This is a genomic window from Hydrocarboniphaga sp. FW305-C-57, assembly GCF_058783045.1.
Window position 1 is genome coordinate 203,284 of sequence record NZ_JBYSYG010000006.1, and the last position, 22,596, is coordinate 225,879.

A 22,596-nucleotide genomic window follows, 5' to 3' on the forward strand; every position below is an offset into this window, starting at 1 on the left:
CTAACTGCCGACAAGGCCTACAGAAGCAGGCGTTTCACCCGTGCCAGTCCGGAACCGAGCTGGTCGAGATCGTCCTTGCCGTTATAAACGGCAAGAGACGCCCGAACTGTAGCCGGAACCCGGAACCTTTCCATCAGCGGCATCGTGCAATGGTGCCCGGTGCGCACGGCGACGCCGTCCTGGTCGAGAATCGAGCCGATGTCGTGCGGATGCGCGCCGTCGATCACGAAGGACAGGATGCCGGCCTTGCCGGGGGCGGTGCCGATCAGGCGTAGCCCGTCGATGCCTTTCAGCAGCTCGGTCCCGTACAACAGCAAGTCGTGTTCCTGGGCGGCGATCGCGTCGATGCCGACGCTGTCGATCCAGTCGAGCGCCGCGGCGAAGCCGATGGCGCCGGCCATGTCGGGCGTGCCGGCCTCGAACTTGTACGGTACGTCGTTCCAGGTGCTGCCTTCGAAGGCGACCGTGCGGATCATGTCGCCGCCGCCCTGCCAGGGCACCATCGCCTCGAGATGCTCGGCCTTGGCCCACAGCACGCCGAAGCCGGTCGGTCCGTAGGCTTTGTGCGAGGAGCAGGCGAAGAAGTCGGCGTCGAGCGCGGCGAGGTCGACGCGTTGGTGCGCGATCGCCTGGGCACCGTCGACGAGCACCGGAATGCCGCGCGCATGTGCCGCCTCGATCATCTTCCCGACCGGGTTCACCGTGCCGAGCGTGTTCGACACGTAGGCCACCGCGACGAGGCGAGTGCGCTCGCTGAGCCGGGCGAGCCAGCCGTCGAAGTCGAGGCTGCCGTCGTCGAGCACCGGAGCGGCGACCGTCTTCGCGCCCGCGAGCTGCCACGGCACGATGTTGGAGTGATGCTCCATGCCGGTGACGAGCACTTCGTCGCCGGGCTGCACGCGCGGCTGCAGGTAGCTGCGCGCGACGAGATTGATCGACTCCGAGGTGCCGCGCGTGAATACGATCTGGTCGCGGTGCGTATTGAAGAATTGCGCGATGCGATCGCGCGCGCCTTCGTAGGCATTGGTCGCGCGAGCCGCGAGTTCATGCACCGCGCGGTGCACGTTGGCGTTCGAGTGGCGGTAATAGCCGTCGAGCTTCTGCAGCACGGCTTCGGGCTTCTGCACGGTCGCCGCGTTGTCGAGATAGGCCAGGCGCTTGCGGTGGATGCGCTCGGCCAGGATCGGAAACTGGGCGCGGATCGCCTCGAGATCGATCGGCTTGCTCATGCGAGCTCGTCCAGCGACTGCGCGCCGGGCAGGCGGCTCAGCAGGCGGCGCTGCATTTCGCCGCGCGCCTGCTCGTCGCCCACCTGCGACAGCACGGTGTGCGCGAAGGTGTAGAGCAGCACGTTGCGCGCGGTCTCGACATCGAGGCCGCGTGAGCGCAGGTAGTACACGGCCATTTCATCGAGCTGGCCGCAGGTCGCGCCGTGTGCGCACTTGACGTCGTCGGCGTAGATTTCGAGCTCGGGCTTGGCGTTGATCTGCGCGCCCGGCGCGAGCAGCAAGGTCGCGACGTGCTGCTCGGAATCGGTCTTCTGCGCGTCCTTGTGGACGACGATCTTGCCGTTGAAGACCGCGTTGGCCTTGTCGCGCACGAGGCCGCGAAAAGTCTCGCGGCTCGTCGTGTGCGGCGACACGTGGTGAATGCGCGTGTGCGTGTCGAAATGCGAGCGTCCGCCCGGCGCGAACACGCCGTGCACGTCGGTCGCGGCGCCAGCGCCGTCGAGGAACACGTTGAGATCGTGGCGCACGAGCGCTCCGCCGAGATCGAGGCCCACGTAGTCGAAGTGCGCATCGCGCTGCACGTGCACTTCGGTGCGCGTGAGGTCGGTGCTCTTGTCGCCGAGATCCTGGATGCGCAGCAGGCGCAGCCTGGCGTTGGCCTCGAGTTCGATCTCGAACACCGAGGTCGACAGCGCCTCGCTGCGGTCGCTGCGCAGATCGAGCAGCACGGTCGCCTCGGCTCCGCTTTCGAGATGCAGGCGATGGCGCAGATGGCTCATGCCGGCGCCGCCATTGGCGAGCGTCAGCAACAAGGGCGTGCGCCGCTGGTTGCGGCCGATGCGCAGGTCGAGCCCATCACGCACGAGCGCGGCATTGAGCGCGCTGACGCCGTCGTCGACGAGTTTGGCGTTTGGCGCGGCGGCTTCACCGTTCTCGCGGTGGCCGTTGACGAAGCGCAGCGCATCCCAGCCGGGCAGGGCGGGTGAGGGCGCATCGAAGGCACTCGCGTCGAGCGCGTAGTTCGCCGCGCTGAGCGCCGACAGATCGGTGTACTTCCAGTCTTCCTGCTTGCGCGTCGGAAAGCCGAGCTGCTCGAAACGATGCCAGGCTTCGCGACGGGTTTCGCGCAGTTCGGCCGGCAGGTTCGCGAAGGCTTGTGCGTACGTTGACGAAGCTGCGCTCACGCGGCCTCCAGCCAGCCGTAGCCGCGCTCTTCGAGTTCGAGCGCGAATTCGGGGCCACCCGATTTGACGATGCGGCCGCGGGCCAGCACGTGCACGAAGTCCGGTTTCACGTAATCGAGCAGGCGCTGGTAGTGCGTGACGAGGATCACCGAGCGCTCGGGCGAGCGCATCGCGTTGATGCCGTCGGCCGCGAGCTTGAGCGCGTCGATGTCGAGGCCCGAGTCGGTTTCGTCGAGCACCATGAGCTTGGGCTGCAGCACGAGCATCTGCAGGATCTCGTTGCGCTTCTTCTCACCGCCCGAGAAGCCTTCGTTGACGCCGCGCTGGAGCATCGAGGTTTCGAGCCCGACCTTCTTCGCCTGCTGGCGTACGAAGGCGAGGAAATCGGTGGCTTCGATCTCGGCTTCGCCGCGCCGCTTGCGCTGCGCGTTGAGCGCGGCCTTGAGGAAGTACATGTTCGACACGCCCGGAATTTCGACCGGGTACTGGAAGCCCAGGAAGATGCCGGCGGCGGCACGTTCTTCGGTTTCGAGTTCGAGCAGATTCTTGCCGTCGAACGTCACCAAGCCCTGCGTGCATTCGTAACCTTCGCGGCCCGCGAGCACGTGGCCGAGCGTGGACTTGCCGGCGCCGTTCGGGCCCATGATGGCGTGTACTTCGCCGGGGTTCACGGTCAGGCTCAGGCCCTTGAGGATGTCCTTGCCGCTGGTGCTTGCGTGCAGGTTGTCGATGGTCAGCATCGGTGTCGTCATTGTTTTGATCTCTCGTTGTCGCTTTGCAGCAGTTGAAAGCGCGTGGCTCAGCCGACTGCACCCTCAAGCGAAACCTGCAGCAGCTTCTGCGCTTCGACGGCAAATTCCATCGGCAGCTCCTTGAACACGTCCTTGCAGAAGCCGTTGACGATCATCGACACGGCGTCTTCTTCCGAGAGTCCACGGCTGCGCGCGTAATAGAGCTGGTCTTCGCCGATCTTGCTCGTCGTCGCTTCGTGTTCGAGCTGCGCGGTCGGGTTGCGGATTTCGGTGTACGGGAAAGTGTGCGCCCCGCACTGCGAGCCGATCAGCAGGGAATCGCACTGCGTGTAGTTGCGCGCGCCTTCGGCGCCTGGCAACACGCGCACGAGGCCGCGATAGCTCTGCTCGCTCCTGCCGGCCGAGATGCCCTTGGCGACGATATTGCTGCGCGTGCGCTTGCCGACGTGGATCATCTTCGTTCCGGTGTCGGCCTGCTGCAGGTTGTTGGTCAGCGCGACCGAATAAAACTCGCCGATCGAGTCATCGCCGCGCAGGATGCAGCTCGGATACTTCCAGGTGATCGCCGAGCCGGTTTCGACCTGCGTCCAGCTGATCTTGGCGCGCGCACCGCGGCAGTCGCCGCGCTTGGTGACGAAGTTGTAGATGCCGCCGCGGCCTTCCTCGTCGCCCGGATACCAGTTCTGCACGGTCGAATACTTGATCGTCGCATCGTCGAGCGCGACGAGTTCGACGACCGCAGCGTGCAGCTGGTTCTCGTCGCGCTGCGGAGCCGTGCAGCCTTCGAGATACGAAACCGAAGCGCCCGATTCGCAGACGATCAGCGTGCGCTCGAACTGCCCGGTATTGCGCTCGTTGATCCGGAAGTAGGTCGACAGCTCCATCGGGCAGCGCGTGTCCTTGGGGATGTAGACGAACGATCCGTCGGTGAACACGGCGGAGTTCAGCGCGGCGTAGTAGTTGTCGCCGGCCGGCACCACGGTGCCGAGATATTGCTTGACGAGTTCCGGGTGCTCGCGCACGGCTTCGGAGATCGAGCAGAAGATCACGCCGGCTTTCTTGAGCGTTTCCTTGAACGTGGTGCCGACCGAGACCGAGTCGAACACCACGTCGACGGCGACGTTCTGCACGCCCGCGAGCATTTCCTGCTCCTTGAGCGGAATGCCGAGCTTCTTGTAGGTCTCGAGCAGCTTGGGATCGACTTCGTCGAGTGACTTCGGACGATCCTTCATCGACTTCGGGGCCGACCAGTACGAAATGGCCTGGAAATCGACCTTCGGATACTTCACGTGCGCCCAGGTCGGCTCTTCCATCTTGAGCCAGCGCGCATAGGCCTTGAGGCGGAACTCGAGCAGCCACTCGGGCTCGTGCTTGCGCGAGGAGATCAGGCGAATCGTGTCTTCGGACAGGCCCGGCGGGGCGCTTTCCGATTCGACGTCGGTGATGAAGCCGGCCTCGTACTTGCGCGCCTTGACGAGCGCCTGGAGGTCTTGCGTGGTGGTCTGAGCTGGGGCTGCCATGAGGGTTGCCAGTGTCTGCCTGGGCCTCATTCCCGCGCAGGTGGCGCGGAAGCAGGCCGTGGGTGAAAGGTGAGCGGCGACTCGTTGCCGCTGCGGCGCAGCGGAGCCGCCATCTGCGCGAGCGTGACTGCTTCGAGCGCTTCGCGGATGGCGGTGTTGATGAGGCGCCAGTTCGCGCGCGTGCCGCAGCTGCGTTCGATGCTGCAGCCGCCCGCGTGGATCGAGCATTCGGTCACCGCGATCGGGCCCTCGATGGCATCGACGACGTCGGCGACGGTGATCTGCGTCGCCGCACGCAGCAAGCGATAACCGCCGTGAGCGCCGCGTGCCGCTTCGATGAGCCTGGCCTTGGCGAGCTGCTTGAGCAGCTTCGAGGTCGTCGCGAGCGACAGATGCGAGCGCTCGGCGAGTTCCTGCGCGCTGGCCCAGCTCAAGGGATCGGCCGCCAGCACGGTCATCAGCACCGTGGCGTAGTCGGTCAGCTTGGCGAGTTTGAGCATGGCAGCGGGACGAGGCGAAGCGGGCGAGGGCGAATCAGTACCGAATCAGTACGGTATGAGTTTAGTCACTTGCCGGCCATCGGACAAGCCGGACCGGTCTATCGAAATGCCCTGCTCGCCGAGGCGAGCGGCCTACTCGGCGCCGAGCGCGTCCTGCAGCAGCGTTCGCGCTTCGGTCCAGCGCTGCTCGACCGGTTCGGGCTGCTGGTGCAGGGCGACGGCGATCTCGTCGATCGACAGGTCGGCGTAGAGCCGCATCTCGACCACGGCGCGGGCGAGCGGATCGAGATCCTGCAGCTGGTCGATCAGGTGATCGAGCACTTCGACGTCGGCCGCCGGCTCGACCTCGAGCAGCGGCGTCGCCAGGCGCATTTCGCCGAATTCGCGGCGCTTCTTGAGCTTGCGGCGGGTCTCGCTGAGGTCGCAGATCACGCCGCGCATGACCGAGGCCGCGTAGGCGATGAACTCGAGCGTCTCCTCGAGCGCGAGCTCGCCGCTGACGCGCTCGCCGACCTTGTCGATGATGGCCCGGCTCTGTTCGGACGTGATGAGTTCATCGACCGCCCAGCGCGCCTGCGCGAGCCGCCGGGCCTCGGTATAGACCTGGCCGTAGACGAACTCGCGCGCCTCCGCATCACCGGATCGCGCACGCTCCCATGAAGCTCCGAAATCGAACACGGCCTACTCCGCCAGCAGCATCTGCGGCGTGCGCGGCGTCGTCAGCAGGTCGAACAGCGCGCGCCAGCGTGCGTAATCGGGCTCGGATTCGCCCACGCTGCGCTGCACGTAGCCACCGACCACGGCTTCGCCGAACGCGTAATTGATGATGTAGGCACCGTAGCGGTCGAAGAAATCGAGGCGTTGCTGGGCGCGTTCGGGCGTCGCCAGGCCATAAGCCTGCAGCCAGTCGAGCGTCTGCGCCGCATCGGCCTGGCCGTCGCGATAGCGGCGCGCGGCCTCGACGGTCGCCGCGCCGGCGAGCTTGGTGGTCTGCACGATGGCGTCGTAGGTCTCGGCCTCGCCCGGATTGAGCCCCGAAACCGCCATGAGCTTCTTGATCAGGGCGATGCGCGCGGGCTTCGGAAACGCGAGCTCGATGCCGTAGTCGGCGGTGCCCTCGGCAATGAACGACTGCGGCGAAAACAGCGGGTAGATCGTGAACTCCTTCCAGCCGCGGCCGCGCACGAGCTGGTCTTCGATCAGCACGTTGAAGACGTGATGCCCCGGATAGCCTTCGTGCGCCGCGAGTTCGAGCGCGCGCGCGACGGTCAGCGGCTGGTCGGTATTGATCTCGATGCGGCTGACGAATTCGCCCTGATACCAGTTGTAGGCGCTCCAGGGCTTGTCCTTGACGAGCGCGAGCTCGAAGCGTTCGCCCTCCGGCAGGCGGAAATACTGCAACGTGCGCTCGCGCGCCGTGCCGATGGCGATGCGCATGACTTCCTCGACACGGTTCGGCGGCACCGTGAAGCGCTCGAGATAGCGGTTGTAGCGCTCGGTGAGCGTGCCGTCGCCTGGCGGCAACATGCGCTCGAGCGAGGCCAGCATGGGCTTGAAATCTTCCTGCCCGTAGAACGGGGCCGAGATGTCGTAGAGCGCCAGCGATTCGTCGTCGAACGAGGGCTTCCAGCCTTCGAGCATGCGCGTGCGCGCCTCGAGCGCCGCGATCTGGTTGCGCAGGTGGCGGCGGCGCAGGTTCCAGAGTTCGGGTGGGATGCTGGTGTCGGTCGGGGCCGAGTCGATGTCCTGGTAGAGCCGCACGAGCACGTTGCGAATCTCGATCAGCGTGCGCTTGCGGGTCTTGGCCTGCGCCTGCCAGTCCTTCGGGCCGTAGTAGGCGTCGACGAGGTTCGGATCGTGCTCGCCGAGGGCGAGCGCCTGCTTGATGTACAGCTCGGAGATCTGGTCCATGGTCAGCTGCGGTGGACGAACGGACGGACGCTCGCTCGCGCAGCCGGCGATGGCGAGGCCCAGCAGCAGGCTCAGCGAGGCAAGGGTCCAGGTGAGTCGACGGTTCAAGGCGGCTCTCGGTTCCAGTTGGAATGGCGCGAAGTCTAACAGGCAAGAAAAAAGCGGCTTGCGCCGCTTTTTTGGGTTGTTGAGGCGAAGCCGATCTGCGGCAGGCGCCGCTCGCTCCGTGATTTCGCGAAGACCGGAGAGACTAGCGTGGTCGCTCGCTAGCAGCCTTCGCTGATCTCTCCGATCCCCGCTGCGCGGAGCTCCTCGTCGGGGCTCAGGCTGCCATCTGCCTCAGCATGTACTGCAGCACACCGCCGTTCTCGTAGTACTCCCACTCCTTCGGCGTGTTGATGCGGACCTTGGCCTTGAACGGGACCTTGCTGCCATCGGCCTTGGTCGCGGTGACGGAAACTTCGGTGGCGCCATTGACCAGGCCGTCGAAGTCGAAGACTTCGGTGCCGTCCAGGCCCAGGCTCTGCGCCGATTCGCCGTTGACGAAGTTCAGCGGCAGCACGCCCATGCCGACAAGGTTGGAGCGGTGGATACGCTCGAAGCTCTCGGAAATCACCGCCTTGACGCCGAGCAGGATGGTGCCCTTGGCGGCCCAGTCGCGCGAGGAGCCGGTGCCGTATTCCTTGCCGGCGAGCACCACCTGCGGCGTGCCGTCGGCGACGTGCTTCATCGCCACGTCGTAGATCGGCTCGACCGGTCCGGCGGTGCCATCCTTGCCGATGTACTTCGACACGCCGCCTTCGACACCGGGCGTCATCTGGTTCTTGATGCGCGTGTTCGCGAAGGTGCCGCGCATCATGATCTCGTGATTGCCGCGGCGGCTGCCGAAGCTGTTGAAATCGGCCTTGGCGACGCCGTGCGCCTCGAGGAACTTGCCGGCCGGGCCGTCCTTCTTGATGTCACCGGCCGGGCTGATGTGGTCGGTGGTGATCGAGTCGCCGAGCACGGCCAGCACGCGCGCGCCCTTGATGGTCGGAATGCCCGGCGGCGTCTTGGTGATGCCGACGAAATAGGGCGGGTTGGCGATGTAGGTGGACTTCGGATTCCACGGATAGGTCTCCGACTTGGTGACCTTGATGCCCTGCCAGCGCTCGTCGCCCTTGAGCACGTCGGCGTAGCTCTTCTTGAACAGTTCGCTCGTGACGGCCTTGGCGACCACGTCCTGGATCTCGGCGTTGCTCGGCCAGATGTCCTTGAGGAACACGTCCTGTCCGTCTTTGCTCTTGCCGAGCGGCTCGGACGAGAGGTCGATGTCGGTGCTGCCCGCGATCGCGTAGGCCACGACCAGTGGCGGCGAGGCGAGGTAGTTCATGCGCACGTCCTGATGGACGCGGCCTTCGAAGTTGCGGTTGCCCGACAGCACGGCCGAGACGCTCAGCGTGTTGTCGTTGATGGCCTTGCCGATCGGCTCGTCGAGCGGGCCCGAGTTGCCGATGCAGGTCGTGCAGCCGTAGGCGCTGACGAAGAAGCCCAGGTGTTCGAGGTCTTCGAGCAGATTCGCCTTCTTGAGGTATTCGGTCACCGCGAGCGAGCCCGGCGCGAGCGAGGTCTTGACCCAGGGCTTGCTCGTCAGGCCGAGCGCGCGCGCCTTCTTGGCGAGCAGGCCGGCGCCGATCAGCACGTTCGGGTTCGACGTGTTGGTGCAGGACGTGATCGCCGCGATCACGACGGCGCCGTCCTTGAGCTCGAAGTCCTGGTTCTTGTGATGGACCTTCGCCGGTCCCTTCGACGGACGCGCCTTCTGCTCGGATTCGAAGGCCTTGCGGAAGTTGGCTTTGACGTCGGTCAGCAACACGCGATCCTGCGGACGCTTTGGGCCCGCGAGGCTCGGCTTGATGCTGCCGAGATCGAGGTGCAGCACGTCGGTGTATTCGGCCTCGGGCTGATCCGGCGTCCACCACATGCCCTGCGCCTTGGCGTAGGCCTCGACGACGGCGATGTGCTCCTCGGAGCGGCCGGTCAGGCGCAGGTAGTTCAGGGTCTCGACGTCGATCGGGAAGATGCCGCAGGTGGCGCCGTATTCGGGCGCCATGTTGCCGATGGTGTTGCGATCCGAGGCCGACAGGTTGGCGATCGCCGGGCCGAAGAATTCGACGAACTTCTCGACCACGCCGCGCTTGCGCAGCAGCTCGGTGACGGTCAGCACGAGGTCGGTGGCGGTGGCACCTTCGGCAAGCTTGCCGGTCACGCGTACGCCGATGACTTCGGGAATCAGCATCGACGAGGGCTGGCCGAGCATCGCGGCCTCGGCCTCGATGCCGCCGACGCCCCAGCCGAGCACGCCGATGCCGTTGACCATCGTCGTGTGGCTGTCGGTGCCGAAACAGCTGTCGGGATACAGCACGCCGTCGGCGTTCTCGAAGACGACGCGCGCCAAGTACTCGATGTTGACCTGATGGACGATGCCCGTATCGGGCGGCACCGCCTTGAAGTTCTGCAGCGCTTCCTGGCCCCAGCGCAGGAAGTTGTAGCGCTCCTCGTTGCGCTTGAATTCGATCTTGGCGTTGAGGTCGAGCGCTTCCTTGCTGCCGTAGTGATCGATCATCACCGAGTGGTCGATCACGAGTTCGACCGGACACAGCGGATTGACCTTGCTCATGTCACCGCCGAGCGACTTCATCGCGTCGCGCATCGCCGCCAGATCGACCACGCACGGAACGCCCGTGAAGTCCTGCAGCACGACGCGCGCCGGGGTGAAGTTGATGTCCTTGTTCGGCAGCGCCTTGAAGTCGGCTCCGGCGAGCGCCTCGATGTCGGTCCTGGTGGTGTTGACGCCGTCCTCATGGCGCAGCAGCTGTTCGAGCAGCACCTTGATCGAATACGGCAGACGCGACAGCTTGAACTGCGGCTCCAGCGCTTTGAGGTTGTAGTAGGTGTAGGTCTTCGAGCCGACCTTGAGCTGGGCCTTGGTCTTGAAGCTGTCCGTCATGGCAAATCTCCTTGTGGCTTCCGCGGTCCGGCGAGCAGGGCCCGCGGCGCGGTGGCGAATGGAACGGGGCGAATCCTGACCCGCTTACGATGAGGTTGTCTTGAACGCAGGCAATAGAATCGCTCGCGTTGAATCCAGCGGGCAAAAAAAAGCCCGCCGGCTCGCGCCGACGGGCTGCATGATGGCTCCACCGATCCCGACACGGCCTGAACTGCGCGGTGCCGGTGGAGTGTCATCGCGGTGAGGGCCTTTTAGGCGACCGACACCGACTTCGCGGTTTCGGCGTATTCCTCGATCTGGTTGAAGTTGAGGTACTTGTAGATCTTGTCGGCGTTCTTGGTGATCACGCCGGTTTCGGTCAGGTACTCCTCGACGGTCGGCAGGCGACCGAGCTTGGAGGCCACCGCCGCGAGTTCCGCCGAGCCCAGGAACACGTTGGTGTTCTTGCCCAGGCGATTCGGGAAGTTGCGCGTCGAGGTCGAAATGGCCGTGCTGCCTTCCTTGATCTGCGCCTGGTTGCCCATGCACAGCGAGCAGCCCGGCATTTCGGTGCGCGCACCGGCGGTGCCGAAGGTGTTGTAGATGCCTTCCTTGGTCAGCTCGGCGGCGTCCATCTTGGTCGGCGGGGCGACCCACAGGCGGACCGGAATGTCCTTCTTGCCTTCGAGCAGCTTGCCGGCCGCGCGGAAGTGGCCGATGTTGGTCATGCACGAGCCGATGAAGGCCTCGTCGATCTTGGTGCCGGCGACTTCGGACAGGAACTTGGCGTCGTCCGGATCGTTCGGGCAGCAGACGATCGGTTCCTTGATGTCGGCGAGGTCGATCTCGATCACCGCGGCGTATTCGGCATCGGCGTCGGCCGACAGCAGGTTCGGCGCGGCGAGCCACTCTTCCATCTTCTTGATGCGGCGCTCGAGCGTGCGCGCGTCCTTGTAGCCGTCGGCGATCATGTTCTTCATGAGCACGATGTTCGAGTTCATGTACTCGATGATCGGCTCCTTATTGAGCTTGATCGTGCAGCCGGCGGCGGAGCGCTCGGCCGAGGCGTCGGACAGCTCGAACGCCTGCTCGACCTTGAGGTCCGGCAGGCCTTCGATTTCGAGCACGCGGCCCGAGAAGATGTTCTTCTTGCCGGCCTTGGCGACCGTCAGCAGGCCCGCCTTGATCGCGTAGAGCGGGATCGCATGCACGAGATCGCGCAGCGTCACGCCGGGCTGCATCTGGCCCTTGAAGCGAACCAGCACCGATTCGGGCATGTCGAGCGGCATCACGCCGGTGGCGGCGCCAAAGGCGACCAGGCCCGAGCCGGCCGGGAACGAAATGCCGATCGGGAAGCGCGTGTGCGAGTCGCCGCCGGTGCCGACGGTGTCGGGCAGCAGCAGGCGGTTGAGCCAGGAGTGGATCACGCCGTCGCCCGGACGCAGGGCGACGCCGCCGCGGTTGCTGATGAAGGCGGGCAGTTCGCGATGCGTCTTGACGTCGACCGGCTTCGGATACGCGGCCGTGTGGCAGAACGACTGCATGACGAGATCGGCCGAGAAGCCCAGGCAGGCCAGGTCCTTGAGCTCGTCGCGCGTCATCGGGCCGGTGGTGTCCTGGCTGCCGACCGTGGTCATCTTCGGTTCGCAGTAGGTGCCCGGGCGCACGCCCTGGCCTTCCGGCAGGCCGACCGCGCGGCCGACCATCTTCTGCGCGAGCGTGAAGCCCTTGGTCGAAGCCGCCGGCGACTGCGGCAGGCGGAACAGGGTCGAGGCGGGCAGGCCGAGGAATTCGCGGGCCTTGCTGGTCAGCGAGCGGCCGATGATCAGGTTGATGCGGCCGCCGGCCTGGACTTCGTCGAGCAGCACCTGGCTCTTGAGTTCGAAGGTGGCGGCCACCGCGCCGTTCTTCTCGATCTTGCCTTCGTACGGATAGATGTCGATGACATCGCCCATTTCGAAGTTGGAGACGTCGACTTCGATCGGCAGCGAGCCGGAATCTTCCTGCGTGTTGAAGAAGATCGGGGCGATCTTGCCGCCGAGCGTCACGCCGCCGAAGCGCTTGTTCGGCACGAACGGAATGTCTTCGCCGGTGGCCCAGATCACCGAGTTGGTGGCGGACTTGCGCGACGAGCCGGTGCCGACCACGTCACCGACGTAGGCGACGAGGTTGCCCTTCTTCTTGAGGTCTTCGATGAACTGGATCGGGCCGCGCTTGCCGTCTTCCTCGGGCACGAACGCCGCGTCGGAGCGCAGGTTCTTGAGCATGGCGAGGTAGTGCAGGGGGATGTCCGGGCGGCTCCAGGCATCCGGAGCGGGCGACAGGTCGTCGGTATTGGTTTCGCCGGGGACCTTGAACACCGTGACGGTGATCTTCTCGGCGACTTTCGGGCGGCTCGTGAACCACTCGGCGTCGGCCCAGGACTGGATCACGGCCTTGGCGTTGGCGTTGCCGGCCTTGGCGAGCTCGGCGACGTCGTGGAAGAAATCGAACATCAGCAGCGTCTTCTTGAGTGCTTCGGCGGCGACCGTGCCGACTTCGGCATCGCCGAGCAGGTCGATCAGCGGCTTGACGTTGTAGCCGCCGACCATCGTGCCGAGCAGCTCGGTGGCCTTGGCGCGCGAGATCAGGTCGACCTTGAGTTCGCCGTCGGCGACCACGGTCAGGAACGAGGCCTTGACCTTGGCCGCGTCGTCCACGCCCGGCGGAACGCGGTGCGTGAGCAGGTCCACGAGGAAAGCCTCTTCGCCGGCCGGCGGATTCTTGATCAGTTCGATCACTTCGGCGGTCTGCTGGGCAGACAGCGATAGCGGCGGAATGCCGAGAGCGGCGCGCTCGGCAAGGTGTTGGCGATAGGCTTGCAACATGGTCTCAGTTTGTCCGGTGTTGGGAAGAACGGATGAAGGGCGGCACTGGGCGGGTGCAAGCTCTTCTATGGTGCTGGGATGGTGCTGGCTCCGAGCAAGTCAGGTCAGTGACTTAGCTCGCAATGATAATTCAATCACCACCCCAGTTCACACCTCCGAAGGTCGAGAGGCGCTACAACTGTCGCGTTTTGCCGCAGCGCGATCGGTGCCGCCTTACGCGGCGATCGGCGAAACCGATGGAGCGCCGCCGGGGGTGATGCGGGCGTTCTTGATCGCGTTGGCCTGCATCTCGGTGATCTCGAACAGATAGCCGTCGATTTCGAGCTGCCGGCCCGGTTGCGGAATCTGCTCGAGCCGCTCCATGACCAGGCCGTTGACGGTCTTGGGGCCGTCGAGCGGCAGTGTCCAGCCCAGGCTGCGATTGAGGCTGCGCAGGGTCACCGAGCCGCCGACGCGATAGCTGCCGTCGGCTTCGGCGTGCACGTTGCGTGCGCGCTGGCCGTTGCCGGTGGTGAATTCGCCGATCACTTCTTCGAGGATGTCGTCGAGCGTGGCGATTCCGCGAATGTCGCCGTACTCGTCGACGACGAAGCCCATGCGTTGGCGCTGGGTCTGGAAGTTGAGCAGCTGCTGGTTCAGCGGCGTGCCTTCGGGCACGAAGTAGGGCTCGCGGACGAACTGCTGCAGCGTCTGCTGGTCGAGCTGGTCCTCGGCGGCCAGGCGCATGAGCCGGCGCAGGTGCACCACGCCGAGCAGGTCGTCGATCGAGCCGTGGTAGACCGGCAGCTGGGTGTGCTCGGACTCGATGATCTGCGCGCGCACGAGCGCCCAGGGCTCGGACAGGTCGAGGCCGACGATATCCTGCCGCGGCACCATGATGTCCTCGACCGTGCTGTGCTCGAGATCGAGGATGGACAGCAGCATCTTCTGGTGGCGCTGCGGAATCATCGCCCCGGCTTCGGCGACCACCGTGCGCAGCTCCTCGACCGACAGCGAGTGCTGGGCCGCGTCCTCGGGCGTGACCCCGAACAGGCGCAGCACGCGGTTGCCGATGATGTTGACGATGTCGATGAACCAGCCGAGCACGCGCAGCAGCGGCCAGTACACGTAGGCGGCCGGAATCGCGATGCGCTCGGGATGCAAGGCACCGAGTGTCTTGGGCATCGATTCCGAGAAAACGAAGATCAGCAGCGCGGTCGCGGCGGTGGCGACGACGATGGCGGTTTCGGCGTCGCCGGTCGCCCGCAGCGTGATCGCCATGAGCAGCATCGGGATCAGCGCCTGGGCGACGTTATTGAGCAGCAGGATCAGGCCGATCAGCCGGTCGGGCCGGCGCAGCAGGTCCTGCGCCATGCGGGCTCCGCGCTCGCCCTGCTGGGCTCGATGGCGCAGCCGGTAGCGGTTGAGCGTCATCAAGCCGGTTTCCGAGCCCGAGAAAAACCCCGAGACGAGCATGCAGACCAGAAGCGCCGCGATCAGAACGGCCAGCGGGAGATCGTTCAAGCGAAGGACGGTATTCCCAAAGTCGAAGTCTAGTTACGGGGCGTGACGCGACCCTGTCAACCCGGCGTGCTTCAAGAACCCGGCGGAACCCAATGTTTTTGCAGCACAAGCTCGAGAATCAGCTTGGTCCCGAAGTAGGCGAGCAACAGGATTCCATAGCCCGACAGCGCCCAGCGGATAGCAATGCGCCCACGCCAGCCGTGCTTCCAGCGCCCCCAGAGCAGCACGCCGAAGACCACCCAGGCGACGATCGAGAGCACCGTCTTGTGCGCCAGATGCTGGGCCAGCCAGTTGTCGATGAACCAGAAGCCCGAAAGCAGCGTCAGCGACAGCAGCACGAAGCCGATCGCGACCATCTGGAACAGCAGCCGCTCCATGAGCTGCAATGGAGGCAGGCGCGAGAGCGAGGCTACCGCATGCTGGTGCAGCAGCCGGTCCTGGATCGCCAGTGCTACCGCCTGCACCGCGGCGAGCGTCAGCACGCCGGCCGACAACAGCGAAATCAGGATATGCAGCCCGACCTGCCACTGGAGCGGATCGACATCGGTGATCGGGGCCGGAAACAAGGCCGCCCAGACCGCGAAGGCGCCGGCCAGCGGATAGACCACCACGCCATTGATCGATACCGGCTCGCGCCAGCTGAACATCCACAGCAGCGAGGCCGACTGCCAGGCGAACAGCGACAGCGCTTCGGTGACGCCGATGCGCAGCGAGCCGTCCTGGAACAGCTGCGCGAACAGCGAGCCCGCATGCAATGCGATCGAGACCAGCGCCACCCACGGCAGCTCGGCGCGACTGCGCCAGGCGAGCACGCCGGCGACCGCGTAGCCGATCAGGGCTGCGATCGCGGCCAGAAGGACGGGGTTGGACATAGCCGAGAAAGAATAGCATTCGCATGGTGAGGTGCAGGGCCGGCGATTCCCACCGTTTGCCTGCGCCCCGATTCCGGAGCGCGGTCACGCGCGCGCGAGCCGCATCGGCGGAAGCTCGAAATCGCCGTGCTAGCATCGGTCGATTGCGGCGCGGGGCCCGCAAGCATCGGAGGCGAATGCGTATCGAGATCCTGGGCTGCAGTGGTGGAGTCGGGCCCGGTCTGCGAACGACCAGCCTGCTGATCGACGATCGCCTGCTGATCGATGCAGGCTCCGGCGTCGAGGACTTGTCGCTCGCCCAGATGCGCCGCATCGAGCGCATCTTTCTGACGCACTCGCATCTGGATCACATCTGCGGCCTGGCCTTCATGGCCGACAACCTGTTCGGCCTGATCGACCGCCCGATCCAGATCAGCGCCCTCGAGGCCACGCTCGCCGCGATCCGCACGCACCTGTTCAACTGGGTGATCTGGCCCGATTTCTTCCAGCTGCCGAGCGCGGCAGCCCCGATGCTGGTCGAGCGGCCGCTGCAGCCCATGCAGCGCCAGGCCCTGCATGATGGTCTGGTGCTGACGGCTTCCGAGGTCGCGCATACAGTGCCGGCGGTCGGCTATGCGCTCGAATCGCCCACGGGTGTCTTCGCTTTCAGCGGCGATACCGGAGCCGGATCGAGCTTCATCGAGTACCTCAACGGCCTGGCGCGGGTCGATCTGCTGATGATCGAGATCGCGTTTCCGGACGAGGATGCCGAGCTTGGCGAGGCCTCCCGCCATTTCACCCCGAGCCGGCTCGCGGCCGAACTCGCCGGCCTGCGCCATCGGCCCGAACTGCTGCTCACGCACCACAAGCCCGGCAGCGAGCTGCGCATCGAACAGCAGTGCCGGCAGCTGTTCGCGGGCTGGCGCTACCGGCACCTGCGGCGCGGCGAAGTCTTCGAGCTCTGAGCCGCGGCCGGGTCGGCGGGCCGACTCGGCTGCCGACTGTGTCCTACACTAGACATCACCTTCTGCAACGGACCGCTTCGTGTTCGAGAACCTGACATCCCGACTGACCCGCGTCCTCGATTCGATTCGGGGCCAGGGCCGCCTGACCGAAGAGCAGATTTCCGCCGCTGCGCGCGAACTGCGCATGGCCCTGCTCGAAGCCGACGTGGCGCTGCCGGTCATCAAGGACTTCATCGACAAGGTCAAGGCGCGCGCGCTCGGCGTCGAGATCACCCAGTCGCTGACGCCGGGCCAGGCGTTTCTGCGCATCGTCCAGCAGGAGCTCACGGCCACGCTCGGCGGTACCGCCGAGCCGATCAACCTGCGCGCCCAACCGCCCGCGGTGATCCTGATGGCCGGCTTGCAGGGCTCGGGCAAGACCACCACCACCGGCAAGCTCGCGCGCAAGCTCAAGACCGAGGACAAGAAGAACGTCATCGTCGTCTCGGCGGACGTCTACCGTCCGGCTGCGATCGAGCAGCTGCGCATCGTCGCCGGCCAGGTCGGCGTCGAATGGTTCCCGTCGGCGGTCGGCGAGTCGCCCGTCGCGATCGCCACCGCGGCGCTCGCGCATGCGCGCAAGCAGTACGCCGACGTGCTGATCGTCGACACCGCCGGCCGCACCACCGTCGACCAGGAGATGATGGCCGAGATCGCCCAGCTGCACGCGGCGGTCAACCCGGTCGAAACCCTGTTCGTGGTCGACTCGATGACGGGCCAGGACGCCGCCAAGACCGCGCGCGCCTTCGCCGACGCGGTGCCGCTGACCGGCGTGGTGCTGACCAAGATCGACGGCGATTCGCGCGGTGGCGCGGCGCTGTCGGTGCGCCACGTCACCGGCAAGCCGATCAAGTTCCTCGGCGTCGGCGAGAAGAGCGACAAGCTCGAAGTTTTCCATCCCGATCGCATCGCCAACCGCATCATCGGCCAGGGCGACATGCTCTCGCTGATCGAAGAGACGGCGAAGAAGGTCGATGCCGAGAAGGCCGCCAAGCTCGCGCAGAAGCTCAAGAGCAAGAAGGGCTTCGATCTCGAGGACTTCCGCGAGCAGATGCTGCAGGTGCAGAACATGGGCAGCATCGAGTCGCTGATCGAGAAGCTGCCGGGCGGTGCGCAGATCCAGGCGCAGATGAAGAACGTCAATGCCGGCAAGGAAATGGGCAAGGTCGTCGCGATCATCAACTCGATGACCCCGCAGGAGCGCAAGTTCCCGGATCTGATCAAGGCCTCGCGCAAGCGCCGCATCGCGGCCGGCAGCGGCGTCGAGGTGCAGGAGGTCAACAAGCTGCTGCGCCAGTTCGACACCACGCGCGACATGATGAAGAAGGTCGCCAACGGCGGCATGGCCAAGCTCATGCGCGGACTCGCCGGCCGCATTCCGCCCGGGATGATGCCGCGCAGATGAGTCCACGGGCATCCGGTCTCCGTTCGTTGCGAGGCCTGATGCTCGGGGTATTGCTGTCTTCGTCGCCGTGGGCGGTTGCAGGAACCGCTCCCTACGTGGTCGGCATCGGCGATCTCGCGCCCGAGGCGGCCGGCATCGTTCTGCAGGGACCGGCCGGCATCAAGCTCAGCAGGCTCAAGGGCAAGGTCGTGCTGGTCGATTTCTGGGCGACCTGGTGCGGACCCTGCAGCGAGTCGATGCCGGAGCTCAACGCGATGCGCAACAGCCTGCACCGCGAGGGCTACGCAGACGACTTCGAGGTGCTGTCGGTGGCCACCGACCCCGAAGTGGCCAAGCCGCGCAGCTTCCTGCAGCGCGTGAAGGTGGATTTTCCGGTGGTCGCCGACCAGATCGGCATCGCTCCGCAGACCTACAAGCTCTGGCGCCTGCCGGCGACCTACCTGATCGACCGCAATGGCCGCGTGCAGATGATCTACGCCGGCTACGGCAAGGGTTATACGGCCGAGCTCAGGACGCGCGTTCTGGCATTGCTCAAGCGAACGAACTGAGCTGCGTGCCAGCCACGAATCACGTGGGCGGTTGAACGGTCGCCGGAACGACGCACGCCAACGGCGCCAGCTACCCCTGTGCCGAACCCGATCAGGACAAGTCGATCGATGGTGTTGTTGCCCTGCTCATGGGCTCGGCCTGCCGCATCTGCTGGTAAGCCCGGATGGCCCCGTTTCGGCCAGCCTCGCGTGACCGACGGGCGGTCGTCACGTAGGTGTTTCATAAGCTTCACATTTGCAAAGAAGTCGCTACAATACGCGCCCTTCAACGGCCCACCCGGGTCGGTTGATCCGCATTCAATTGGTTTTTGGACTCACTGGATTAAGCATGGTCAAGATTCGTCTGGCTCGCGCCGGCGCCAAGAAGCGCCCGTTCTATCATGTGGTTGCGACCGAGAGCCGCAGCTCGCGCGACGGCCGTTTCATCGAACGTCTGGGCTATTACAACCCGAACGCGCGTGGCGGCGAGCAGAAGCTCGTGCTCGACCTGGCCCGCGTTGACCACTGGAGCAAGAGCGGCGCGCAGATTTCCGAGCGCGTGGCCTACCTCGTCAAGACCGCTCCGGCTCCGGCCGCTGCCTGAGTCTGACTGTGGTCCGCCGGCTGACGCTGGGCCGCGTCGCCGGGGTTTTCGGGGTTCGCGGATGGGTGAAGCTGCATTCCTATACGCGTCCCATTGAAAACCTGCTGGATTACTCGCGCTGGACCTTGCTCCAGCAAGGTAAGGAATCGGTGGTCACCCTGCTCGAAGGGCAGGTGCAGAACAAGGGTCTGATCGCCCAGCTCGGTGATGCCGAAGGCAAGCCGATCGCCGATCGTGATGTCGCCGCCGCGCTGATCGGCGCGGAGATTCTGGTGGATCGGGACGACATGCCCGAGCCTGACGAAGGCGAGCATTACTGGGCCGATCTGGTCGGTTGCAAGGTGGTGAATGAAGACGGCGTCGAGCTCGGTATCGTCGACAGCCTGACCAGCAACGGGGCTCAGGACGTGCTGGTGTTGACGCAAGGCGAAGTCGAAAGGCTGATTCCCTACGTCAAGGGGCCGATCATCAAGTCGGTCGACATGGGCGAACGCGTCATCGTTGCCGATTGGCAGCTGGATTATTGAGGGCTTCGATGAAGATCGAGGTCCTGAGCTTGTTTCCGGAACTCGTGGAACAGGTCGCGAAGTTTGGAATGCCGCGCGTGGCGGTCGAACGCGGGGCGATGCAGTTGAGTACGCGGCAGTTGCGCGACTACAGCGGGAATCGCTGGAGACGCGTCGACGAGCGAACCTTCGGCGGCGGTCCGGGCATGGTGATCCAGGCCGAACCGCTGACCCAGGCGATCGAAGCGGCGAAAGCCAGCATCGGGCCTGCGAAGGTCGTGAGTCTGTCGCCGCAGGGCGAGCGTTTCGACCAGCGATGGGCGGAACGCTTGAGCGCGGAGCCGGGGCTGATCCTGATCTGCGGGCGTTACGAGGGCATCGACGAGCGGGTCGCACCGCAGATCGACCTCGAGCTGTCGGTGGGTGATTTCGTGCTCTCCGGCGGTGAACTGCCCGCGATGTTGATCGTCGACAGCATCGCGCGCTTGTTGCCCGGCGTGTTGGGGCATGAAGGATCGGCGGCCAGTGACTCGTTCTCGAACGGCTTGCTGGATCACCCGCACTATTCGCGGCCCGAGGTCTGGCGCGGCGAGCCGGTGCCGGAAGTGTTGATGAGCGGTGACCATGCGGCGATTCGCCGTTGGCGCCTCAAGCAGGGGTTGGAGCGGACGCTGCTGCGTCGCCCCGACTTGTTGGATGAACTGAAGTTGGATGCGGAACAGCTCAAACTGCTCCGTGAGATCGTCATAGAGCAGTTGCACGAGCAGGACGGAGCACACAGATGAGCATGAGCAAGATCATTGCGGCGATCGACGCCGAGCAGATGAACAAGAAGATCCCGGACTTCAACCCCGGCGATACGGTCGAGGTCAAGGTCAAGGTCAAGGAAGGCGACCGCGAGCGTCTGCAGGCCTACGAAGGCGTGGTGATCGCCAAGCGTTCGCGCGGCATCAACTCCGCGTTCACGGTCCGCAAGGTTGCGCATGGCGAAGGCGTGGAGCGCGTGTTCCAGACCTACAGCCCGCAGGTGGCCGAGATCATCGTGAAGCGCCGTGGCGACGTCGCCCGCGCCAAGCTGTACTACCTGCGCAACCTGCAGGGTCGCGCCGCTCGCATCAAGGAAAAGCTGGCCTAAACGCCGGCGGTTCCGTACCGAGGTCATGAAGCCCGCCCGGGTTCCCGGCGCGGGCTTTTTGCGTTGCGCGCGTTTTTGCGGGGACGTGGCGCTGCCAGGCAAGCGTCGCGGCACTTGAAGCCGCGCATTCGGCCCCCAGTAGAAGGGCGAACACAACACCCGAGGAGGCCCTTCCGTCATGACCGCTGAACGTCACGCTGAACGCCATGAATTTCAGACCGAAACGCGCTCGCTGCTGCGCCTGATGATCCACTCGCTGTACTCGAACAAGGAAATCTTCCTGCGCGAGCTCATCAGCAATGCCAGCGATGCCTGCGACAAGCTGCGCTTCGCGGCGATCCAGCAGCCGGACCTGATCGACGGCGAGCTGTTCGTCGAACTGCAGGCCGACAAGTTCACCGGCACGCTGACGATTCGCGACAACGGCATCGGCATGTCGCGTGAAGAGGTGGTCGACAACCTCGGCACGATCGCGCGTTCGGGCACCAAGCGCTTCATGGAATCGCTGTCGGGCGACCAGGCCAAGGATGCGCAGCTGATCGGCCAGTTCGGCGTGGGTTTCTACTCGGCCTTCCTCGTCGCGGACAAGGTCACGGTCAAGACCAAACGTGCCGACGGCGAGGCGACGGTCTGGGAGTCGACCGGCGAGGGCGACTACACGCTCGAAACGGGCGACAAGGCCGAGCGCGGCACAGAAGTGATCCTGCACCTGCGCGACGACGACAAGGAATTTCTCGAAGAGCATCGCCTGCGCGACATCGTGCGCAAGTATTCCGATCACATCGGCCTGCCGATCAAGCTGCGCAAGGCCGAGGGCGAGCCCGAGGCGATCAACCAGGCGCGCGCGTTGTGGACGCGGCCGAAGTCCGAGATCGGCGAGGACGATTACAAGAGCTTCTACGAGCACCTGACGCACGACTTCGAAGCGCCGCTGGCCTGGGCGCATCACAAGGTCGAAGGCAACCTCGAATACACCTCGCTGCTCTACATTCCGACGCGCGCCCCGTTCGACCTGTGGGATCGCGATCAGCAGCGCGGCGTGAAGCTCTACGTGAAGCGCGTCTTCATCATGGATCGTGCGGCCGAGCTGCTGCCGTCCTACCTGCGCTTCGTGCGTGGCCTCGTCGACACCGCCGACCTGCCGCTCAATGTCTCGCGCGAGATCCTGCAGGGCAATCGCACGGTCGACAAGATTCGCTCCGCGCTGGTCAAGCGCGTGCTCGATCTGCTCGACGACCTCGCAGCCAACAAGCCCGACGATTACGCGAAGTTCTACGAGCAGTTCGGCAAGGTGCTCAAGGAAGGCATCGTCGAGGACCATCCCAACCGCGAGCGCATCGCCAAGCTGCTGCGCTTCAACTCGACGACGGCGCTCGACAAGCCCAGCGTGGGTCTCGACGACTACATCGCGCGCATGCCCGAGGCGCAGGAGAAGATCCTGTATCTGACGGGCGAGACGCTCGGTGCGATCCGCAACAGTCCGCATCTCGAGGGCTTCCGCAAGGCCGGCTTCGAAGTGCTGCTGCTGTCCGATCGCATCGACGAGTGGGTCGTCGGCAACCTGACCGAATACCAGGGCAAGAAGCTCGAATCGGCAGCGCGCGGCGATGCCGCATCCGCCGGCAAGATCGAGAGCGCCGACAAGGCCAAGCAGGAAGCCGAGTTCGCGGACGTGCTCGCCAAGCTGCCCGAGGCGCTCGGCCATCGCATCGCGAGCGCGCGCGTGTCGGCGCGACTCACGGAATCGCCGTCCTGTCTCGTCGCGCCCGAGCACGGCATGTCGCGCCAGTTGCTCGAAATCCTCAAGCAGGCCGGCCAGGATGCGCCTGACATCAAGCCGATCCTCGAGCTCAATGCCGAGCATCCGCTCGTCGCCAAGCTCAAGGACGCACTCGGCGACGAGGTGGGTTTCGCCGATCTGGCCGAAGTGCTGCATGGTCAGGCGGTGCTCGCCGAGGGCGGCCAGCTCGACGATCCGGCCGGCTTCGTCAAGCGACTCAACAAGCTGATTCTCGGCCAGGGCGGCGGTCGCATCCTGCTGGGTTGATTGGCTTGGCCTGAAACTGAAAACGGGCGCTGCATGCGCCCGTTTTTTTATCGCAGCGGGGCTTCGATTGGCTTATCGCGTAT

Annotated in this window: 19 protein-coding genes; 8 read left to right on the forward strand and 11 right to left on the reverse strand. The window is 65.2% G+C overall.

Translation table 11 applies throughout. The annotated features are described in order from the left end of the window. Positions 1 to 17 precede the first annotated feature (17 nt). From AC3WUM_RS14245 to AC3WUM_RS14295, 11 genes are all read right to left on the reverse strand, one after another. On the reverse strand, positions 18 to 1,229 hold the full coding sequence (locus tag AC3WUM_RS14245; RefSeq protein WP_492411000.1) for a SufS family cysteine desulfurase: 1,212 nt from the start codon (positions 1,227 to 1,229) through the stop codon (positions 18 to 20). Continuing rightward, complete coding sequence (sufD, locus tag AC3WUM_RS14250; RefSeq protein ID WP_492411001.1) at positions 1,226 to 2,413, reverse strand: Fe-S cluster assembly protein SufD; 1,188 nt, start codon at positions 2,411 to 2,413, stop codon at positions 1,226 to 1,228. Before sufD ends, AC3WUM_RS14245 begins: the two co-directional genes overlap by 4 nt. After that, complete coding sequence (gene sufC / locus AC3WUM_RS14255; RefSeq protein WP_492411094.1) at positions 2,410 to 3,153, reverse strand: Fe-S cluster assembly ATPase SufC; 744 nt, start codon at positions 3,151 to 3,153, stop codon at positions 2,410 to 2,412. The genes sufD and sufC overlap by 4 nt, the downstream gene beginning before the upstream one ends. Positions 3,154 to 3,212: 59 nt before the next feature. Beyond that, the gene (gene sufB, locus AC3WUM_RS14260) at positions 3,213 to 4,685 is read right to left on the reverse strand and encodes a Fe-S cluster assembly protein SufB (RefSeq protein WP_492411002.1); all 1,473 of its coding nucleotides are present in this window, start codon (positions 4,683 to 4,685) and stop codon (positions 3,213 to 3,215) included. A 26-nt stretch (positions 4,686 to 4,711) separates the two neighbouring features. Then, positions 4,712 to 5,185: an SUF system Fe-S cluster assembly regulator gene (locus AC3WUM_RS14265; RefSeq protein ID WP_341920249.1), complete on the reverse strand. Its 474-nt coding sequence runs from the start codon at positions 5,183 to 5,185 to the stop codon at positions 4,712 to 4,714. Positions 5,186 to 5,317: 132 nt separating this feature from the next. Beyond that, positions 5,318 to 5,863, reverse strand: a complete 546-nt coding sequence (locus AC3WUM_RS14270) for an ECF-type sigma factor (protein WP_492411003.1) — start codon at positions 5,861 to 5,863, stop codon at positions 5,318 to 5,320. A gap of 3 nt (positions 5,864 to 5,866) precedes the next feature. Then, positions 5,867 to 7,204: a hypothetical protein gene (locus tag AC3WUM_RS14275; RefSeq protein WP_492411004.1), complete on the reverse strand. Its 1,338-nt coding sequence runs from the start codon at positions 7,202 to 7,204 to the stop codon at positions 5,867 to 5,869. Positions 7,205 to 7,418: 214 nt separating this feature from the next. Then, positions 7,419 to 10,085 carry an aconitate hydratase AcnA gene (gene acnA, locus AC3WUM_RS14280; protein WP_492411005.1) on the reverse strand — a complete coding sequence of 889 codons (2,667 nt, stop codon included), beginning with the start codon at positions 10,083 to 10,085 and terminating at the stop codon, positions 7,419 to 7,421. A gap of 251 nt (positions 10,086 to 10,336) precedes the next feature. Then, the gene (acnB, locus tag AC3WUM_RS14285) at positions 10,337 to 12,931 is read right to left on the reverse strand and encodes a bifunctional aconitate hydratase 2/2-methylisocitrate dehydratase (RefSeq protein ID WP_492411006.1); all 2,595 of its coding nucleotides are present in this window, start codon (positions 12,929 to 12,931) and stop codon (positions 10,337 to 10,339) included. A gap of 213 nt (positions 12,932 to 13,144) precedes the next feature. Then, positions 13,145 to 14,434, reverse strand: coding sequence for an HlyC/CorC family transporter (locus AC3WUM_RS14290; RefSeq protein WP_492411007.1), 1,290 nt, complete (start codon positions 14,432 to 14,434; stop codon positions 13,145 to 13,147). A 71-nt stretch (positions 14,435 to 14,505) separates the two neighbouring features. Beyond that, positions 14,506 to 15,306, reverse strand: coding sequence for a cytochrome C assembly family protein (locus tag AC3WUM_RS14295; protein ID WP_341920263.1), 801 nt, complete (start codon positions 15,304 to 15,306; stop codon positions 14,506 to 14,508). 176 nt (positions 15,307 to 15,482) lie between these two features. Here AC3WUM_RS14295 and AC3WUM_RS14300 point away from each other — a divergent pair, with 176 nt between their 5' ends. The 8 genes from AC3WUM_RS14300 to htpG all read left to right on the forward strand — a co-directional run bounded on the left by AC3WUM_RS14300 (position 15,483) and on the right by htpG (position 22,513). Next, on the forward strand, positions 15,483 to 16,250 hold the full coding sequence (locus AC3WUM_RS14300) for an MBL fold metallo-hydrolase (RefSeq protein WP_492411008.1): 768 nt from the start codon (positions 15,483 to 15,485) through the stop codon (positions 16,248 to 16,250). A 79-nt stretch (positions 16,251 to 16,329) separates the two neighbouring features. Beyond that, complete coding sequence (gene ffh, locus AC3WUM_RS14305; protein ID WP_492411009.1) at positions 16,330 to 17,694, forward strand: signal recognition particle protein; 1,365 nt, start codon at positions 16,330 to 16,332, stop codon at positions 17,692 to 17,694. Positions 17,695 to 17,732: 38 nt separating this feature from the next. Then, positions 17,733 to 18,242: a TlpA family protein disulfide reductase gene (locus AC3WUM_RS14310; RefSeq protein ID WP_492411010.1), complete on the forward strand. Its 510-nt coding sequence runs from the start codon at positions 17,733 to 17,735 to the stop codon at positions 18,240 to 18,242. Between the two features lie 328 nt (positions 18,243 to 18,570). Next, positions 18,571 to 18,825: a 30S ribosomal protein S16 gene (gene rpsP / locus AC3WUM_RS14315; protein ID WP_007187413.1), complete on the forward strand. Its 255-nt coding sequence runs from the start codon at positions 18,571 to 18,573 to the stop codon at positions 18,823 to 18,825. A gap of 8 nt (positions 18,826 to 18,833) precedes the next feature. Beyond that, on the forward strand, positions 18,834 to 19,352 hold the full coding sequence (gene rimM / locus AC3WUM_RS14320) for a ribosome maturation factor RimM (protein ID WP_492411011.1): 519 nt from the start codon (positions 18,834 to 18,836) through the stop codon (positions 19,350 to 19,352). An 8-nt stretch (positions 19,353 to 19,360) separates the two neighbouring features. Continuing rightward, positions 19,361 to 20,116: a tRNA (guanosine(37)-N1)-methyltransferase TrmD gene (gene trmD / locus AC3WUM_RS14325; protein ID WP_492411012.1), complete on the forward strand. Its 756-nt coding sequence runs from the start codon at positions 19,361 to 19,363 to the stop codon at positions 20,114 to 20,116. Positions 20,117 to 20,118: 2 nt separating this feature from the next. Next, on the forward strand, positions 20,119 to 20,466 hold the full coding sequence (rplS, locus tag AC3WUM_RS14330; protein ID WP_492411013.1) for a 50S ribosomal protein L19: 348 nt from the start codon (positions 20,119 to 20,121) through the stop codon (positions 20,464 to 20,466). 178 nt (positions 20,467 to 20,644) lie between these two features. Then, a complete protein-coding gene (gene htpG / locus AC3WUM_RS14335; RefSeq protein WP_492411014.1) occupies positions 20,645 to 22,513 on the forward strand; it encodes a molecular chaperone HtpG in 1,869 nt (622 codons plus the stop codon). Positions 22,514 to 22,596: the final 83 nt, after the last annotated feature.

Coding starts and splice junctions, on each gene's coding strand:
- acnB (WP_492411006.1), bottom strand. CDS start 12,931: ATGTTGCAAGCCTATCGCCAACACCTTGCCGAGCGCGCCGCTCTCGGC.
- acnA (WP_492411005.1), bottom strand. CDS start 10,085: ATGACGGACAGCTTCAAGACCAAGGCCCAGCTCAAGGTCGGCTCGAAG.
- rpsP (WP_007187413.1), top strand. CDS start 18,571: ATGGTCAAGATTCGTCTGGCTCGCGCCGGCGCCAAGAAGCGCCCGTTC.
- AC3WUM_RS14265 (WP_341920249.1), bottom strand. CDS start 5,185: ATGCTCAAACTCGCCAAGCTGACCGACTACGCCACGGTGCTGATGACC.
- trmD (WP_492411012.1), top strand. CDS start 19,361: ATGAAGATCGAGGTCCTGAGCTTGTTTCCGGAACTCGTGGAACAGGTC.
- sufB (WP_492411002.1), bottom strand. CDS start 4,685: ATGGCAGCCCCAGCTCAGACCACCACGCAAGACCTCCAGGCGCTCGTC.
- sufC (WP_492411094.1), bottom strand. CDS start 3,153: ATGCTGACCATCGACAACCTGCACGCAAGCACCAGCGGCAAGGACATC.
- AC3WUM_RS14245 (WP_492411000.1), bottom strand. CDS start 1,229: ATGAGCAAGCCGATCGATCTCGAGGCGATCCGCGCCCAGTTTCCGATC.
- AC3WUM_RS14295 (WP_341920263.1), bottom strand. CDS start 15,306: ATGTCCAACCCCGTCCTTCTGGCCGCGATCGCAGCCCTGATCGGCTAC.
- htpG (WP_492411014.1), top strand. CDS start 20,645: ATGACCGCTGAACGTCACGCTGAACGCCATGAATTTCAGACCGAAACG.
- rplS (WP_492411013.1), top strand. CDS start 20,119: ATGAGCAAGATCATTGCGGCGATCGACGCCGAGCAGATGAACAAGAAG.
- AC3WUM_RS14300 (WP_492411008.1), top strand. CDS start 15,483: ATGCGTATCGAGATCCTGGGCTGCAGTGGTGGAGTCGGGCCCGGTCTG.
- AC3WUM_RS14310 (WP_492411010.1), top strand. CDS start 17,733: ATGCTCGGGGTATTGCTGTCTTCGTCGCCGTGGGCGGTTGCAGGAACC.